The organism is Streptomyces lasiicapitis (genome assembly GCF_014646335.1).
In the GTDB taxonomy this organism is placed as follows: domain Bacteria; phylum Actinomycetota; class Actinomycetes; order Streptomycetales; family Streptomycetaceae; genus Streptomyces; species Streptomyces lasiicapitis.
Genome location: NZ_BMNG01000016.1, coordinates 228,186 through 242,849 on the forward strand (window position 1 = coordinate 228,186; position 14,664 = coordinate 242,849).

Sequence of the window (14,664 nt, forward strand, 5' to 3'; positions counted from 1 at the left end):
AAGCCGAACTGCGAGGTCAGGAGCCCGCTCCTACGGTGGCTGAATGGTCATCAGGTACCTTTCGCGCCCGGTCCGGCGCGCCCCCGTCCTGCGCGCCACGGCCCTCGCCACCGGGGCCGTGGTGTGCCTCGCGGGACCGGCCGTCTGTGCCGAGCCCGCGCCGCCGAAGCCCGCGCCCGCGTACTCCTCGTCCCTGCTCGACCGGCCCGGAACCCAGGTACGCCCACGCCCCGACGCCCCACCGGTCCCGCGCGACCTGTCCGCCCTGTCCTGGATGGTGTCCGACGCCCGGACGGGCGAAGTGCTGGCCGCGCACAACGCGCACCGCAAGCTGCCGCCCGCCTCCACCTTGAAGTCCCTGTTCGCGCTGGCCGCGCTGCCCCGGCTGAACCCCGAGACGCGGCACACGGTCACCGACACCGAGCTGGCCCGCGTCGGCGGCGGCAGCAGCCTGGTGGGTGTCGCCGCGGGCAACAGCTATCGGGTCTCCGACCTGTGGCGCGGGGTGTTCCTCAGCTCCGGCAACGACGCCGTGCACGTGCTCGCCACGATGAACGGCGGCTGGGAACGCACCGTACGGCAGATGCGCGCCAAGGCCCGCGCGCTCGGCGCCCACGACACACACGTCGTCTCGCCCGACGGCTACGACGCGCCCGGCCAGGTGTCGTCGGCGTACGACCTTGCGGTGTTCGGCCGGGCGGGCCTCGCCGACCCGCAGTTCGCCCGCTACTGCTCGACGGCCCGCGCGAGCTTCCCCAGCGGCAACTGGTCGTACCCCATCCAGAACACCAACCGGCTGCTGACCGGCGCCGACGGCGTGGCCCGCTACCCGGGCATCATCGGCGTCAAGAACGGCTACACCAGCGGCGCCGGACACACCCTCATCGCCGCGGCCCACCGGGGCGCGCGCACCATCCTGGTGACGGTGATGAACCCGCAGCGGGGCGGCCTGACCGTGTACGAGGAGGCCAGGTCGCTGCTCGACTGGGGCTTCGCGGCGGGCGGGCGGGTGAGCCCGGTCGGCTCGCTGCTGCCCGCCAAACCGCGCAAGGCGCCTGACGGGGCCGCGCACACGGCGGGGCAGGCGGGCTTCGTGCGGCCCGGCACTTCCGACGGCGGCTCCGACTGGCCTGCCCTGGTCCTGGTCGGCGTGGGCTCGGCGGTCGTCGTCATCGGGTGCGTGGTGATCGTGCGGCGCCGGGCGGCTACGGTGGCCCGACGCAGGGGCGCGGGAGGGGAGTTCGTCCGGTGAGCGAGCCGTTGGGGGTCCAGTGAGTGAGCCGTTGGGGGTGGCCGTCCTCGGTGCGGGCCACATGGGCGCCGACCACGTGCGGCGTCTGGCCCGGTCGGTGGCGGGCGCGCGCGTCGCGGCCGTGGCCGATCCGGACCGGGCTCGGGCACAGGCGGCCGTGGCAGGACTCGACGGCGTACGCGTGCACGCCGACGCGCACGCCGCCATCGCCGAGCCCGGCGTACAGGCGGTCCTCGTGGCCTCGCCCGACCACGCGCACGAGGAGGCACTGCTCGCGGCGCTGGCACGCGGCCTGCCCGTGCTGTGCGAGAAGCCGCTCGCCGCCGACGCGGAGGCGGCGCTGCGCGTCGTGGAGGCGGAGGCCCGGGGCGGCCGACGCCTGATCCAGGTGGGTTTCATGCGGCGGTACGACGCCGAGTACCGGCGGCTGAAGGCGCTGCTGGACTCCGGCGGCCTGGGCCGCCCCCTGATGCTGCACTGCCGCCACCGCAATGTGTCCTCTCCCCCGCACTTCACCTCCGCGATGCTGATCAGCAGCTCCGTCTCGCACGAGATCGACGCGGCCCGCTGGCTGCTCGGCCAGGAGATCACCGCGGTGACGGTGGCGCGGCCGCGGCCGTCGTCCGGCGCGCCCGCCGGGCTGCTCGACCCGCAGCTCGTGCTCTTCGAGACCGAGGACGGCGCGCTCGTCGACGTGGAGATCTTCGTCAACTGCGGCTTCGGCTACGAAGTGGCGTGCGAGGCGGTCTGCGAGAACGGCAGCGCCCGCATCGGCGACGAGGCCGCGATGGTGGTGCGGTCCGCGGGCCGCGCGCAGCAGGAGATCACGCAGGACTACGTGGTCCGCTTCGCCGACGCCTACGACCGCGAGGTCCGCGAGTGGGTGACCGGCACCCGCGCGGGGCACGTGACGGGCCCGAGCGCCTGGGACGGCTACGCGGCGGCGGCCGTCGCCGAGGCGGGCGCGCGGGCGCTCGGGGACGGCGCTCGGGTCACGGTGAACCTGGCGGAACGCCCCGCGCTCTACGGCTGAGGCCGGAACTCTGCCTCCGAGGCCCGGCCCGACAGTCGCCAGGCGCCCTCGGGCCCGCCGTCACACCCCGCCGAGCAGCTTGGTCAGCCCCCGGTCCAGATCACGCCCCGCCTCCTCGCGGCCCGCGCCCACGACGGCGTACGACCGCATCAGGAACCGGCGCAGCGCCGCCCGGTCGAACTGCACGAGCGCGAGGCCGTGCGGCGCGTGGAACTCGAGCACGGTGCGCGCCCGCCCGCACGGCCAGATGTGCACGTCCCCCGTGCCCGCCGGGGCGCTCAGGCCGGCCTCCAGCAGGCCGCGGGCGAAGATCCAGGTGACCTCGGCGCCGTCGAGGGACACCTCCGGTGGGAAGGTGACCTGCACCGCGAGCGGATCGGCCGCGGTGTAGCGCAACGTCACGGGAATGGGCCGCTCGCGGCCCTCGGGAGTGATCAGACGGGCGCGGGCGGACTGTTCGAGCGTGACGGCCATGGTCGATCTCCACTTCTGCTGCTTCCTTGCCCTTTCGACCCCGTGGCGGGTTCCCGCATTACGGGAGTGAACAGAGAGATCTCTGTGACCTACGCCACTCCCCTCTGATAAGTCGGACATTTCTGGCCTAGGCTTCCGAACTCGTCCCCATCCCCGCAGTGGGACAGGAGTGTGTCCTGCCATGTCCGACGCCCCTTCCGACGTCCCGGCCGACGGTCCCGCCGACGCGTCCGGTCCCGTCACCGCCGCGTACGCGCGCGTGTATGAGGCCGAACACCCCCGGCTCGTCGCGTACGCGCGTTCGCTGACCGGAAACGCCTGGGTCGCCGACGACCTGGTGGCCGAGGCGCACTTCCGTGTGTGGCGGCGCCTCGCGGGCGGGCACGAGATCGAGAACGTACCGGCGTATCTGATGACGACCGTGCGCCACCTCGCGGCGTCGGTCGGGCGCGCGGCGGAGCGCGAGACCCCGCGCGATCCGCAGGGCACGGACGCGGTCGAGATCATCGACGTCACCACCGTCGCCGACGGCGGCGGCGACCCCTCGGCCCGCGTCTCCGCCGTCGACCTGCTCACGCGTGTGCTCGGGCAGCTCCCCGAGCGGTGGGTGCGGGCGCTGTGGCTCGCCGAGGCGGAGGGGCAGCCGCTGGACGCGGTCGGACGCGACATAGGCGCCGGTCGCGGCGCCACGGCCGTGCTCCTTCACCGTGCTCGCGAAGGCATGCGGCAGGCGTTCCTGCGCGCCCACCCCGGTACGCCCGAGCGTCCGGCGTGCGAGACCCACTGGGACCGGATGCCCGCCCACATCCGGGGCGAGGCGTCGACCCGCCAGTCCGAGACGCTCGTCGCCCACCTCGACGGCTGCGCCGACTGCCGCGCCCGCCTCGCGCTCCTGACCCGCGCCAACGACCGGCTGCCCGCGCTGGTGGGACCGGCGCTGCTGATCTTCGTGCTTGGCGGCGCGGGCAAGTTCCTGGTGCCGCTCGCGGCGGGTGCCGGTGCGGGGGCCGGGGCCGCGGCCGCCGGATCCGCCGGGCATGGGCAGGCGGGGTTGCTTCATGGCGTACGTCATGTCCTCACCGGGGGCGGGAAGCTGCCCGTCGCCGTGGCGGGGGCGATAGGCACGACGGCGACCGCGGCCGCCGTCGCCGCGGGGCTGGTCCTCAGCGGCGCCGTCGGCGGGGGTTCGGCTCCCGCGCGGGCCACGTCGGCGGAGAGTGGTGTGGCGCAGCCGGGGCAGCCGCCGGGTGCGCCTCGGGAGGCGGATGAGGGCGAGGTGCCCGGGGACGAGGGCGGGAGCGGGGCTGTGCCGCAGCCGCGCAGTGAGGCGGAGCCTGCGGCTCCGGACGCGGACGCCCCGGACGCGGACGCACCGGGCGCGGACGCACCGGGCGCGGTGGCTCCCGACGTGGAGGCTCCGCGGCCTCCGGCGGTGGAGCAGCCCGCACAGGAGCAACCCGCTCCCGTGCAGCCCGCCCCGGAACCGCCCGCACAGGAGCAGCCCGCCGAAGAGGCGGAGCCCGCTGCGCCGGTTCCTCCCGGGGAGCCGGAGGAGCCGTCGCAGGCTCCGGAACCGGTCGAGCCGGAGCCCACCGATCCGGCACCGGACCCCACGCAACCGCCCACGCCGGAGCCGACACCCACGCCTACGCCCACTCCGACTCCGACACCGACGCCCACCCCGACACCCACGCCGACGCCAACTCCAACCCCCACCCCGACACCCACGCCTACTCCCACACCAACTCCGACCCCCACCCCGGTCGACCCCACGCCCACGCCTACGCCCACTCCCACCCCCACACCGGTAGACCCCACACCTACCCCAGTCGACCCGACGCCTACTCCCACCCCGACCCCCACACCACCCCCCACTCCGACACCGACGCCCACGCCGACCCAGCCGCCCGTGGACCCGCCGCCCACCGCGGACCCCACCTGCCACTGGCTCGGCCCGATCCTCATCTGCCATCGCGGCCAGTGGATGCTCGACGAACGCGGGCCGAACGGGTAGGAGTACGAGGCGTGCCTCCTCCCACGACGCCGCCGACACCGCCGACACCGCCGACGCCTCCAACGCCGCCGACGCCTCCCGAGCCTCCGCCGCCCTCGAACCGCCCGGCGCCCCCGCCTCCCCCGGCCCCCTCGACACCGCCCGGTCCTCCCGAGCCCCCCGGGCCGCCACCCCGCACCCCAAACCGAATCTCCGCACGCGAAGCCGTAGCCACCGTGACCCCGGACTTCGCCGAGCTGACGTACCCGACGGGAACCGCGCGGCCGGACGGCCCACTCGCATGGGCGGGATACGACGCCGCGCGGGCCGCCGCGCAGGACCGTACCGGCGAGTCGGAGTCCGTGATCTGCGGAACGGCGACGATCGCGGGCCGACCGGCAGTCCTCATCTCCTTCGAGTTCCGCTACCTGGGCGGTTCGCTCGGCGAGCGGACCGGGGACCGTCTGGAGGCGGCGTACACGGCCGCCCGCGAGCAGCGCCTCCCGCTCGTCTCCCTCATCGCGACCGGCGGCAGCCGCATGCAGGAAGGCATGCGCGCTCTGCGTCAACTCCAGCGCGTGGCCGCCCAGTCGGCGATGAACCGCGCGGCCGGGCTGCCGCAGATCGCGGTACTGCGCGACCCGACGACGGGCGGCGGCTGGGCGACGCTCGGCGCGGGCGCCGACGTGGTCCTCGCGCTGCCGGGCGCACAGGTGGGCTTCGCGGGGTCGCGGGTCCGGCCGCCGGACGCGGACCCGACGGCGTACACGGCGGAGGGACAGTACGCGGCGGGCGCGGTGGACGCCGTCGTGGAGCCGGAGCAACTGCCCACACGCCTGGGCCACTGGCTGCGCCTGCTCACCACACCCGCGACCGGCGCCCCCGAGCCACCGCGTGCCCTCGGCGACCCGGCCCCGCCCACCACCGGTTGGGACACGGTGGGCCGCGCCCGCTCACCCCAACGCCCGCATGCCCAGGCCTACTTGGGCGCCTACTTCGACTCCCGCGAGCCGATCAGCGGCGACCGCTGCGGCGGCCGGGACGACGGCATGCTGTGCGGCTTCGGGCTGCGTGACGGCCGGGCGATCGCGTACGCCGCCCAGACCGGCACACCGACCCGCCCTGCCGGATACCGCACCGCCGCCCGCCTCATCCGCCTGGCCGACCGCCTCTCCGTACCCGTCCTCACCCTCATCGACACGCCGGGCGCCGCCAACGACGCCGCGGCAGAGCGGGCGGGCGCGGGCGCCGCGATCGCCGACGTCTTCGCAGCCGTCGCCGCCGCACGCGTCCCCGTCACGTCCCTCGTCATCGGCGAGGGCGGCTCCGGCGGCGCCCTGGCCCTCGCCGCACCCGCCAACACCTGGGCCACGCCGGACAGTTACTTCTCGGTGATCGCCCCGGAAGCCGCGGCAGCCATCCTCAAACGCCCGCGCGAGGATGTCCCCGACCTCGCCGGGGAGCTGCGCCTGCGGCCCCAGGACCTGGTGGAGCTGGGTGTCGTACGAGGTGTCGTGGCGCACTAGCTAGGGCGTGTCCGTCAAATATTTCCTCTGGTCAGCGGCTTGCCCAGTCCGGTGCCCACACGTCGTCCGAAGTTCGAGGCCCTGAAGTGCGCAGATGGTCACGCAACGCCGTCAGCACGGGGTGCTGGTCTCCGGTGCGGGACAGCAGTGCGTGCGGGTAGACCGGAGTCGGTTCGTGCAACGGGATGCGCCGCAGGTCGTGGGTCTGGGGCCACACGTACCGGTCCCCGCCGCCGACGAGGGTGGCCAGCGAGGCCGAGTCGGCCAGTGCGTCCATCAAGGCCTCGTCACCGAAGTGGGGGCCGAGCGCGTCGATGCTGAGACCGAAGGCGTGGGACAGCGCCTGATAGAACGCCGCCCACTCTGTGCCTTGCCTGATCCCGGGGATCCAGATGCGGTGGCCGGCCAGGTCCGCAGGCCTGACCCAGGGTGCGTTCGCCAAGGGGTGGCCGGGCCCGACCAGGAGCTCCAGGGGCGCGTTCAGGAGTCGTTCGGCGCTGATCCCGGCTGGGACCTGGTCTACCGGCAGGGCGCGGAAGGATGCGTCGACGGTTCCTTCGAGCACCGCCTGGGCGGCCCGGGCGGCGTTCTCGTTGCTCAGTGTGACCGCGTCCAGGTTCATCTCGGGGTGGGTGCGGTAGAACCGGTAGACGGCCTGGGCCGGGGCGATGCGCCGGTGGAGGACGTCGACGCGCAAGGGTCGGCGGCCGGGGCGCACGGCCTGCTCGGCCTGCTCGAGGGCTGCGAGGACCTTCTTGGCGTGCGGCAGGAAGACCTGCCCATCAAGGCTCAGCCGGGAGCCTCGTGAGGTTCGCACCAAGAGCGTGACCTCGAGGTGTCTCTCCAGGGCAGCGATCCGCTTGGAGACGGCCTGCTGGCTGATCCCGAGCTCGTCCGCCGCTGCCTGGAACTGGCCGGCCTCGGCGACGGCCACGAATGTCCGCATCGCTTCAACATCCACTCCTTCAGCCTACTGACACAACGACAGGTTGTGGCTGGTAGGTCATGAGGTTGTTTGATCGCGCGATCTGCGAGTGGTGGGATCGCCGCATGTCTCCTCGCACCGACCAGGTCCTCTACGTACAGACGCCCGAGTTCGCACGCCATGTGGAGCGAATCGCGGAAGTGACTGACGCGACGTCTCGGCTGAACGTGCTGCCGTTCAGTGACAGCGAAGGTCGCGCTGAACTACTTTCTGTTGTGTTCGGTGGCTTACTCCCGGAGTCGGTGACGATCTACCCGCCGTTCTTCACCGAGTTCGGGCTGAACACGACGTTCGGAGAGAACGTCTTCGTCAACCAGGGATGCACGTTCATGGACAAGGGCGGGATCCGCATCGGCAACGGTGTCATGATCGCCCCGAAGGTGAGCCTCATCACCGGGGGCCACCCTCTGCCCCTCGCCGAGCGTCGCGAGTATCTCTCCTTCGCCCCGATCGTCGTCGAGGACGACGTCTGGATCGGGGCGTCTGCCGTGATCTTGCAGGGAGTGACCATCGGTGCCGGGGCGGTGGTAGCTGCCGGCGCGGTGGTGACTCGCGATGTTCCTGCCCGCACCCTGGTCGCGGGAGTCCCCGCCCGGGTGATCAAGACGATCGGCTGAACCCGGCCGGGCCACCGGCCTCCGGCATCCTCGAGCGGCCCGGACGAGGACGCCGGAGGCGAGGTCTGCGGTCTGATCCCCATGCCCCATTGCGCCCGGCTGACCGACCAGCAGCGGGACCACATCCAACCCCTACTGCCCCCAACGTCGGCCGCCGTGGCAGACCTTGGGCCGACCACCGCAGGACGCTGGAGGCGATCGCCCAGTGCGAGCAGGGAGGAACGCAGCGGCCAGGTCAGTACCGTGGCAGGAGTGGCCACGCCATCCTTGGTGAACAGGCCCTCTACACGAACATCGGCGGACCCGAGGTCATGCGAGTTCAGGTGGATCGCATCCTCCGTGACATCGACCTGCCCTCCCTCACGCTGGGGATCGTCCCTGCCACGGCGAGGCTGGAAATGTTCCCCGTGCCCGCATTCGGGATCTACGGCGACGGCGACACGGTTCACGTCGAACTTGTCTCCTCCGGCCTGGCGAAGTCGAGCAGCGTGTCGAGGACGTCCTCGGCGCCACGCAGCCGTTCCGGCGCCGCCGTCCGGCCCGTTCCGGGGAGGTCGGGACAGATCCGCCGGAACCCCGCAACACCGGCGAAGGCCGGCTCGAAGCAGGCCTCGGCCTCGCGGTGGTCGACCCGGCCCCATGCAACACCAGCACCGGACGGTCGGCTCCGTGCTCCACGTAGTGGATCGCTACCTCGCGCGCTCGAAGCTCCACGTCGGCAATGCGATCACGAGTACAGACCTTCCACAGCGCACACCCCGCGTCCCGCGCCGTGCGGGATCGGGTACCGCGTTGCAGGATGGCGGCATGTTGTTTGTCCGGGTGGCGGAGGTGTCCAGTGGGGTGGCCGCGACGTCCGCGCGGTCGCGGAAGATCGAGCTGATGGCCGAGCTGTTCCGGGCGGCGGAGCCCGAGGACGTGCCGCTCGTCATCCCCTACCTCGCCGGACGGCTCCCGCAGGGGCGGATCGGCGTGGGCTGGAACGCGCTCAAGGACCCGGTCCCCCCGGCGGACGCGCCGACGCTGACGGTAGGGGACGTGGACGCCGCGCTCACCGCCCTCGCCGGGGTGTCGGGCGCGGGCGCGCAGGGTGAACGGCGGCGGCTCGTACAGGAGTTGCTGGGTGCGGCTACGGATGACGAACAGCGGCTGCTGTTCGGGCTTTTGACCGGGGAGGTGCGGCAGGGGGCGCTGGACGCCGTGGCCGTGGAGGGTCTCGCCCGCGCCACCGGGGCGCCGCCCGAGCAGGTGCGGCGCGCGGTGATGCTGGCCGGGGCGCTCACGCCGGTGGCGCGAACGCTGCTCGCGCGCGGGCCCGACGCCCTGGACGAGTTCCGGCTGACCGTGGGCCGGCCGGTGCAGCCGATGCTGGCGCACAGCGCGGCGTCCGTGGGCGAGGGCATCGACAAGCTGGGCCCGTGCGCGGTCGAGGAGAAGCTGGACGGCATCCGCGTCCAGGTGCACCGGGACGGCGACACCGTACGCGTCTATACGCGCACGCTCGACGACATCACCGACCGACTCCCCGAACTGGTGGGAGCAGCACGCGAGTTGGAGGGCGAACGGTTCATTCTGGACGGTGAGGTCATCGCGCTCGGCAGCGACGGGCGGCCGCGGTCCTTCCAGGAGATCGCGGGCCGCGTCGGCTCGCGCCTCGACGTGGCCGCCGCCGCGGCCGAACTGCCCCTCTCCCCCGTCTTCTTCGACGCCCTGTCCGTCGACGGCGAGGATCTGCTCGACCTCCCCCTGCGGGAGCGGCACGCCCGCCTCGCGCGTCTCGTTCCGGAGCCGATGCGGGTACGCCGCGCCCTCGTGGCCGACCCTGCGGACGACGACGCCCGCCGAGCCGCCGACGCCTTCTTCACGGTCACGTTGGAGCGCGGCCACGAAGGTGTCGTACTCAAGGGACTCGACGCGCCCTACAGCGCGGGCCGCCGGGGCGCGTCCTGGCTCAAGGTCAAGCCCGTGCACACCCTGGACCTCGTGGTCCTCGCGGCCGAGTGGGGGCACGGCAGGCGCACCGGGAAGCTGTCCAACCTGCACCTGGGGGCGCGCCGCGAGGACGGGACGTACGCCATGCTCGGCAAGACCTTCAAGGGCATGACCGACGTGATGCTGGCCTGGCAGACCGAGCGACTGCGTGAACTCGCCGTCGAGGACGACGGGTTCGTGGTGCGGGTCCGCCCCGAGCTGGTCGTGGAGATCGCCTACGACGGGCTGCAGCGGTCCACGCGCTATCCGGCGGGGGTGACGCTGCGGTTCGCGCGGGTGGTGCGGTACCGCGAGGACAAGACGGCGGCGGAGGCGGACACGGTGGAGACGGTCCTTGCGGAGTACGAGGCGTAGGCGCGAGTGCGGGTCCGGGGCCTGCCCGTTCGGGTCCGGGGCCGAGCCCGGGTCGGCTCAGCGGCTCCTGGGCTGCCGCGCCGCCTTCACCCACGTGACCACGCTCGCGCCCATCATCCCGAAGCCAAGCACCGACAGCGGGTTCCAGTCGGGCTGGACGGCGTGCAGTTGTGGCGTGCTGAGCACGTCGGAGGTGTCGTCCGAGTTGTAGATCACCTCGATGGAGCGCCCTTGCACCGCGTGCGGAAGCTTCGGCGTGGTGGGCAGCTCGGCCGTGACGGGCGGCTTGCCCTTGGGCTGGTAGCGGACGGTGATGGCGGTGACGCGGTCCTGGCCGTCGGTGGTCACCTTGATCGCCTTGCCCTCGACGGTCACCCCCGACTCGTACAGCCTGGTCACCCGCGAGTGCCCGCTGTACGCGAACATCGTGACGACGATCGTGCCGGCGACGAGGAGCAGCGCCGTGAGCCAGCCCAGCTTGACGCCCCGGCTCACTCTGAACCCCGGAGGACGCGTGGTCGTGTTGGTCATGCCGTCAGCGTGACCGGCCGCCGTGTCGGTGGGGTGACGTCCATGTCCGGGAAGCGCCACAGTCGGTCACTTGCCGGGAGCCATCAGCTGGGCCGCCACCCCCGCGCCGTCCAGCCAGACGTTCTCGCGGCAGACGCGGCCGTTGCGGAACTCGAACACGTGCAGGATCCGGAAGGAGATCCGGCGGCCGTTCCCCGGCATGCCGAGGAAGTCGCCCGGGACCGTGCCGGTCATCGTGTTCTCGATGGTGACCGCGTTGTCGGAGTAGTACGTGTGGGTGCGCTCCTCCTTCTCGGCACGGAAGTCCTTGACCAACTGCCGGTAGAACTCCAGCGCCGCCGGGATGCCGTGCTTCGGGCCGCCGGGGTCGCCGACGACGTCGTGCTCGATGTCGTCGGTGTAGACCGAGACCGATCCCTCCGGGTCGCCGCGCTCCTCGGCCTTCATGTGGATCTCGATCAGCGCTTCCATCTCCGCGGGCGTCATGGAGCTCATGGGGCTCCCCCTCTCGTCGCGCCTGCCGCGGGCCGGACGGGCCGCGGCCCATTCGTGAGACAGTGTTACCGTAATGAGAAAAGCTTCTCACGACAAGAAGGGGTTCGCATGACGGAGGGGCGCAGCGGAAGCGCGACCGGCGCGCGCGAGGGTCGCAGCAGACAGAAACTGCGTACGCGCCGCGCACTCATCGAGGCCGCGGTCACCCTGATCCGCGAGGGCCGGCCGGTCACGATCGCCGACGCGGCCGAGGCCGCCGAGGTGTCCCTTGCCACGGCGTACCGCTACTTCTCCAGCCCGAAGGAACTGCTCGACGAGACCCAACTCCTCGTCAGCGCCCCCGACTTCACCGCCGACCTGCCGTCCGACCCGGCCGAGCGCCTCGACACGCTGGTCTCGCGCGTGGCCGACGTCCAGTTCGGCGACGAGGCGGTGTGGCGGGCGCTGCTGCAGGCCAGCCTGGAACGCTGGTTCCGGCAGGAGAAGGACGGCGGGTCCGCCGCGGGCGAGATCCCCACCCGCAACCGCACCCGCCTCGGCCTCACCCGCACCGCGCTCGATCCCCTCGCCGACGCCCTCCCGCCCGAGCTCCACCACCGCCTGACCATGGCCGTCAACCTCGTGTACGGCATGGAGGCCCTGATCACGACCCGCGACGCCTGCGGGCTCGAGCCCGACGAGGCGAAGGACGTCATGCGCTGGGCGGCGGGCGCGCTCCTGGAGAAGGCTCTGCGCGAGGCGTCGACCGGGTACGGCTCCGATGGGTGAGGCGTCGCTGTGATGATGTGGTCCCCCGCGCCCACATCCACCCGCCCACGCCCCGGGAGACGGTCATGTCCCGTACGCCACAAGAGATCTTCCAGCACTACGTCTACGCGGGCACCATCTCGCGCGACGCCGACGCCCTGGCCGAACAGTTCACCGAGGACGGTGTCTTCGAGGCGCCTCTCGTGCCCGTCGGCGCCGCGTTCCCCAGGCGCCTTGTGGGGCGCGAGGAGATCCGCAGCGCGATGGCGGCGTACTACGAGCAGCCCGTGAAGGCCGGCCGCGTGCCGAACATCGAGAAGTCCGGGTACGTCCTGCACACCACCTCCGACCCCGACGTCTTCATCGCCGAGATCGACACGGTCTTCGACGGCGACAGCGACGGAGCGGACGTGACCGTCTCCCTCGTACAGATCTTCCGCATCCGTGACGGGAAGATCGCCCGGCTGCGCGACTACTTCGCGCCGGAGCTGGTGAGTTGAAAATGAGTGGCGCGCGGGCTCGACGGGCGAGGAACATCCGGAGGGCCGCCGCCCGCCCCTTGAGGGAGTAGTGATGACCGCTGTCCCGCCCGCGTCGCCCGAGCCGACCGAGACCTCCGGTCCACTGCCCCAAGTCCGCACGGCAGCAGGGGCGTTGGGCGGCACTCGCGAGTCCGGCGTGGCCGTCTTCCGCGGCATCCCGTACGCCGAGCCGCCGGTCGGCCCGCTGCGGTTCGCCGCGCCGCGGCCGGTGCGGGGGTGGGACGGGGTGCGCGAGGCCACGGCGTACGGACCTCCGCCCCCGCAGGGCGGCGCCCTCGGCATGGCCGCGCTGGCGCGGGACTCGGTGGGCGAGGACTGGCTGACGGTCAACGTCTGGTCGCCCGAGCCGGGCCCGGACGCGGGGCTGCCGGTGATGGTGTGGATCCAGGGCGGCGCGTACACGATCGGCATGTCCGGCCTTCCCGAGTACGACGGCGGCTGCCTCGCACGCACCGGCGGTGTCGTCGTGGTGACGTTCAACTACCGTGTGGGGCTTGAGGGGTTCGGGCAGTTCGCGGGGGCGCCCGCCAACCGGGGGCTGCTCGACCAGATCGCCGCTCTGGAGTGGGTGCGCGACAACATCCGCGCCTTCGGCGGCGACCCGGACCGCGTCACGGTCTTCGGCCAGTCGGCGGGCGGCGGTTCGGTCGCCGCGCTCCTCGCCATGCCGGGTGCGGCCGGGCTCTTCGGCCGGGCGATCGCGCAGAGCGTGCAGGGTACGTTCTTCTCGCCGGAGCTGGCCGCCGACATCGCCGCGACCTGCGCCGCCGAGCTGGGGCTGCGGCCCACGGCGGCCGAACTGTCCGGCGTGGACCCGGCCCGGCTGTCCGCCGCGGGGGACGCGGTCGGCGCCAAGATGACGCAGTGGGCGGCGCGTTGGGGTGCGATCGCGCACCGGACGATCCCGTACGCCCCGGTCGTCGACGGCGACACGCTGCCGGTCACGCCCTGGCAGGCGCTTGCCGACGGCGCGGGCCGGGACATCGAGCTCGTCGTCGGCCACACGCGTCACGAACAGCGGCTGCTCACCGTGCTCGACGGCCTGCTCGGCCAGGTGACCCAGGAACAGGCGGCGAACACCCTGCGCGTCTTCGCCCCCGGCGAGGACGGCGTACGCCGCTACCTCGACGGCTTTCCCGCCGCGAGCCCCGACGAACTGCACGAACTCGTCCAGTCCGACTGGCTGTTCCGGATGCCGAGCCTGCACCTCGCCGAGGCCCAGATCGCCGCGGGCGGCCGGGCCCACGTCTACGAACTGACCTGGACGGCCCCCGGCATGGACGGCATCTTCGGCGCCTGCCACGGCCTCGACGTGCCGCTCGTCTTCGGCAACCTGGACCGCGGCCAGCCCGCCGCCCTGATCGGCGAAACCCTGTCCCCCGAGGCCGAATCCCTGTCCACCCGCATGCGCACCGCATGGACCGCGTTCGCCACCCACGGCGACCCGGGCTGGCCCGCGTTCGCCCCCGAGCAGCACCTCGTCCAGCTCTTCGACACGGACCCGACCGTGACCGCGTACCCGGAGGAGACCTCGCGCCGCATCTGGCAGGACCACGTCTTCCCGGTCCTGCCACTGATGGACCGCTAGCAGCAAGCAGCACGATCCAACTCCCCCAGGCTCACGGCCACCGGCACACTCCGCCGTACTCTGTACGGCCACAACGACCCTGTCACCCAGATCGCGTTCAGTCCGGACGGACGCGCCATCGCCGCGGGCAGCGGCGATGGCGAAGTGCGCCTGTGGGACGTGGTAACTGGCCGACTCCGCCACACCTTCACCACCAATACCAGCTATGTCTCGGCGGTGGTGTTCAGCCCGGATGGACGCACCCTGGCCACCAGCAGCAGCAACGACCCTTCGGTGCAGTTGTGGGACACCGCTACCGGCAAACCCCTCCGCACTCTGCATACCCGCGTCGCCCCGCACGCGGCGGTGGCGTTCAGCCCGGACGGGCGCACCCTGGCCACCGGCGGCGAGGACAACGGGGCCAAACGACGGCGTTCAAGACCACCATGTGCCTCCTCCCGTTATATCTTTTTTGCCGGGGTCGAAGCTGCGGGCGGTCTTGCCGACGATGGCGGCGGCCTTGACCGACTGCGAGTCGATGACGATCGCGACGGAC

13 protein-coding genes and 3 pseudogenes are annotated in these 14,664 nt (G+C 72.7%); 11 read left to right on the forward strand and 5 right to left on the reverse strand.

Annotated features, from left to right (window positions below):
- The first annotated feature begins 43 nt into the window (after positions 1–43).
- Both IEY91_RS32735 and IEY91_RS32740 read left to right on the forward strand, forming a co-directional pair.
- Positions 44–1,252, forward strand: coding sequence for a D-alanyl-D-alanine carboxypeptidase family protein (locus IEY91_RS32735; RefSeq protein ID WP_189176758.1), 1,209 nt, complete (start codon positions 44–46; stop codon positions 1,250–1,252).
- 19 nt (positions 1,253–1,271) lie between these two features.
- Positions 1,272–2,285: a Gfo/Idh/MocA family protein gene (locus IEY91_RS32740; protein ID WP_189176759.1), complete on the forward strand. Its 1,014-nt coding sequence runs from the start codon at positions 1,272–1,274 to the stop codon at positions 2,283–2,285.
- A gap of 60 nt (positions 2,286–2,345) precedes the next feature.
- Here IEY91_RS32740 and IEY91_RS32745 read toward each other — a convergent pair whose 3' ends face one another.
- Positions 2,346–2,759 carry an SsgA family sporulation/cell division regulator gene (locus IEY91_RS32745; protein WP_164327102.1) on the reverse strand — a complete coding sequence of 138 codons (414 nt, stop codon included), beginning with the start codon at positions 2,757–2,759 and terminating at the stop codon, positions 2,346–2,348.
- 181 nt (positions 2,760–2,940) lie between these two features.
- Here IEY91_RS32745 and IEY91_RS32750 point away from each other — a divergent pair, with 181 nt between their 5' ends.
- Together IEY91_RS32750 and IEY91_RS32755 are read left to right on the forward strand one after the other, a co-directional pair.
- Positions 2,941–4,773 carry a sigma factor gene (locus tag IEY91_RS32750; RefSeq protein WP_189176760.1) on the forward strand — a complete coding sequence of 611 codons (1,833 nt, stop codon included), beginning with the start codon at positions 2,941–2,943 and terminating at the stop codon, positions 4,771–4,773.
- A 215-nt stretch (positions 4,774–4,988) separates the two neighbouring features.
- Positions 4,989–6,278 (forward strand): carboxyl transferase domain-containing protein, encoded by a 1,290-nt coding sequence (locus IEY91_RS32755; protein WP_229697378.1) that lies wholly within the window; start codon positions 4,989–4,991, stop codon positions 6,276–6,278.
- Between the two features lie 31 nt (positions 6,279–6,309).
- Here the strand turns inward: IEY91_RS32755 and IEY91_RS32760 are convergent, their stop codons facing one another.
- A complete protein-coding gene (locus tag IEY91_RS32760; protein ID WP_189176761.1) occupies positions 6,310–7,239 on the reverse strand; it encodes a LysR family transcriptional regulator in 930 nt (309 codons plus the stop codon).
- 89 nt (positions 7,240–7,328) lie between these two features.
- Here IEY91_RS32760 and IEY91_RS32765 point away from each other — a divergent pair, with 89 nt between their 5' ends.
- From IEY91_RS32765 to IEY91_RS32770, 3 genes and pseudogenes are all read left to right on the forward strand, one after another.
- Positions 7,329–7,880 carry a sugar O-acetyltransferase gene (locus tag IEY91_RS32765; protein ID WP_189176762.1) on the forward strand — a complete coding sequence of 184 codons (552 nt, stop codon included), beginning with the start codon at positions 7,329–7,331 and terminating at the stop codon, positions 7,878–7,880.
- An 89-nt stretch (positions 7,881–7,969) separates the two neighbouring features.
- Positions 7,970–8,338 (forward strand): annotated as a pseudogene (locus IEY91_RS42100) (Scr1 family TA system antitoxin-like transcriptional regulator); the annotation flags it as partial.
- Between the two features lie 349 nt (positions 8,339–8,687).
- Positions 8,688–10,226, forward strand: coding sequence for an ATP-dependent DNA ligase (locus tag IEY91_RS32770; RefSeq protein WP_189176763.1), 1,539 nt, complete (start codon positions 8,688–8,690; stop codon positions 10,224–10,226).
- A gap of 57 nt (positions 10,227–10,283) precedes the next feature.
- On the opposite strand, the gene IEY91_RS32775 is transcribed toward IEY91_RS32770, so the two are convergent.
- Positions 10,284–10,757, reverse strand: a complete 474-nt coding sequence (locus IEY91_RS32775; RefSeq protein ID WP_189176764.1) for a hypothetical protein — start codon at positions 10,755–10,757, stop codon at positions 10,284–10,286.
- A 66-nt stretch (positions 10,758–10,823) separates the two neighbouring features.
- Positions 10,824–11,252, reverse strand: coding sequence for a nuclear transport factor 2 family protein (locus tag IEY91_RS32780; RefSeq protein WP_189176765.1), 429 nt, complete (start codon positions 11,250–11,252; stop codon positions 10,824–10,826).
- 108 nt (positions 11,253–11,360) lie between these two features.
- Between IEY91_RS32780 and IEY91_RS32785 the strand changes: the two genes are divergently transcribed.
- From IEY91_RS32785 to IEY91_RS42715, 4 genes and pseudogenes are all read left to right on the forward strand, one after another.
- Positions 11,361–12,020 carry a TetR/AcrR family transcriptional regulator gene (locus IEY91_RS32785; RefSeq protein ID WP_189176766.1) on the forward strand — a complete coding sequence of 220 codons (660 nt, stop codon included), beginning with the start codon at positions 11,361–11,363 and terminating at the stop codon, positions 12,018–12,020.
- 65 nt (positions 12,021–12,085) lie between these two features.
- Positions 12,086–12,499: a nuclear transport factor 2 family protein gene (locus IEY91_RS32790; protein ID WP_189176767.1), complete on the forward strand. Its 414-nt coding sequence runs from the start codon at positions 12,086–12,088 to the stop codon at positions 12,497–12,499.
- A gap of 73 nt (positions 12,500–12,572) precedes the next feature.
- Positions 12,573–14,129, forward strand: a complete 1,557-nt coding sequence (locus IEY91_RS32795) for a carboxylesterase/lipase family protein (RefSeq protein WP_189176768.1) — start codon at positions 12,573–12,575, stop codon at positions 14,127–14,129.
- 90 nt (positions 14,130–14,219) lie between these two features.
- Positions 14,220–14,483, forward strand: a pseudogene (locus tag IEY91_RS42715) (WD40 repeat domain-containing protein); the annotation flags it as partial.
- 64 nt (positions 14,484–14,547) lie between these two features.
- Here IEY91_RS42715 and IEY91_RS42110 read toward each other — a convergent pair.
- A pseudogene (locus IEY91_RS42110) lies at positions 14,548–14,664 on the reverse strand (IS5-like element IS4811 family transposase); the annotation flags it as partial.

What these genes read in the sequence shown, in the direction of transcription:
- IEY91_RS32735 (WP_189176758.1), top strand. Translation starts at nt 44, where the DNA reads ATGGTCATCAGGTACCTTTCGCGCCCGGTCCGGCGCGCCCCCGTCCTG.
- IEY91_RS32745 (WP_164327102.1), bottom strand. Translation starts at nt 2,759, where the DNA reads ATGGCCGTCACGCTCGAACAGTCCGCCCGCGCCCGTCTGATCACTCCC.
- IEY91_RS32750 (WP_189176760.1), top strand. Translation starts at nt 2,941, where the DNA reads ATGTCCGACGCCCCTTCCGACGTCCCGGCCGACGGTCCCGCCGACGCG.
- IEY91_RS32765 (WP_189176762.1), top strand. Translation starts at nt 7,329, where the DNA reads ATGTCTCCTCGCACCGACCAGGTCCTCTACGTACAGACGCCCGAGTTC.
- IEY91_RS32770 (WP_189176763.1), top strand. Translation starts at nt 8,688, where the DNA reads ATGTTGTTTGTCCGGGTGGCGGAGGTGTCCAGTGGGGTGGCCGCGACG.
- IEY91_RS32775 (WP_189176764.1), bottom strand. Translation starts at nt 10,757, where the DNA reads ATGACCAACACGACCACGCGTCCTCCGGGGTTCAGAGTGAGCCGGGGC.
- IEY91_RS32780 (WP_189176765.1), bottom strand. Translation starts at nt 11,252, where the DNA reads ATGAGCTCCATGACGCCCGCGGAGATGGAAGCGCTGATCGAGATCCAC.
- IEY91_RS32785 (WP_189176766.1), top strand. Translation starts at nt 11,361, where the DNA reads ATGACGGAGGGGCGCAGCGGAAGCGCGACCGGCGCGCGCGAGGGTCGC.
- IEY91_RS32790 (WP_189176767.1), top strand. Translation starts at nt 12,086, where the DNA reads ATGTCCCGTACGCCACAAGAGATCTTCCAGCACTACGTCTACGCGGGC.
- IEY91_RS32795 (WP_189176768.1), top strand. Translation starts at nt 12,573, where the DNA reads ATGACCGCTGTCCCGCCCGCGTCGCCCGAGCCGACCGAGACCTCCGGT.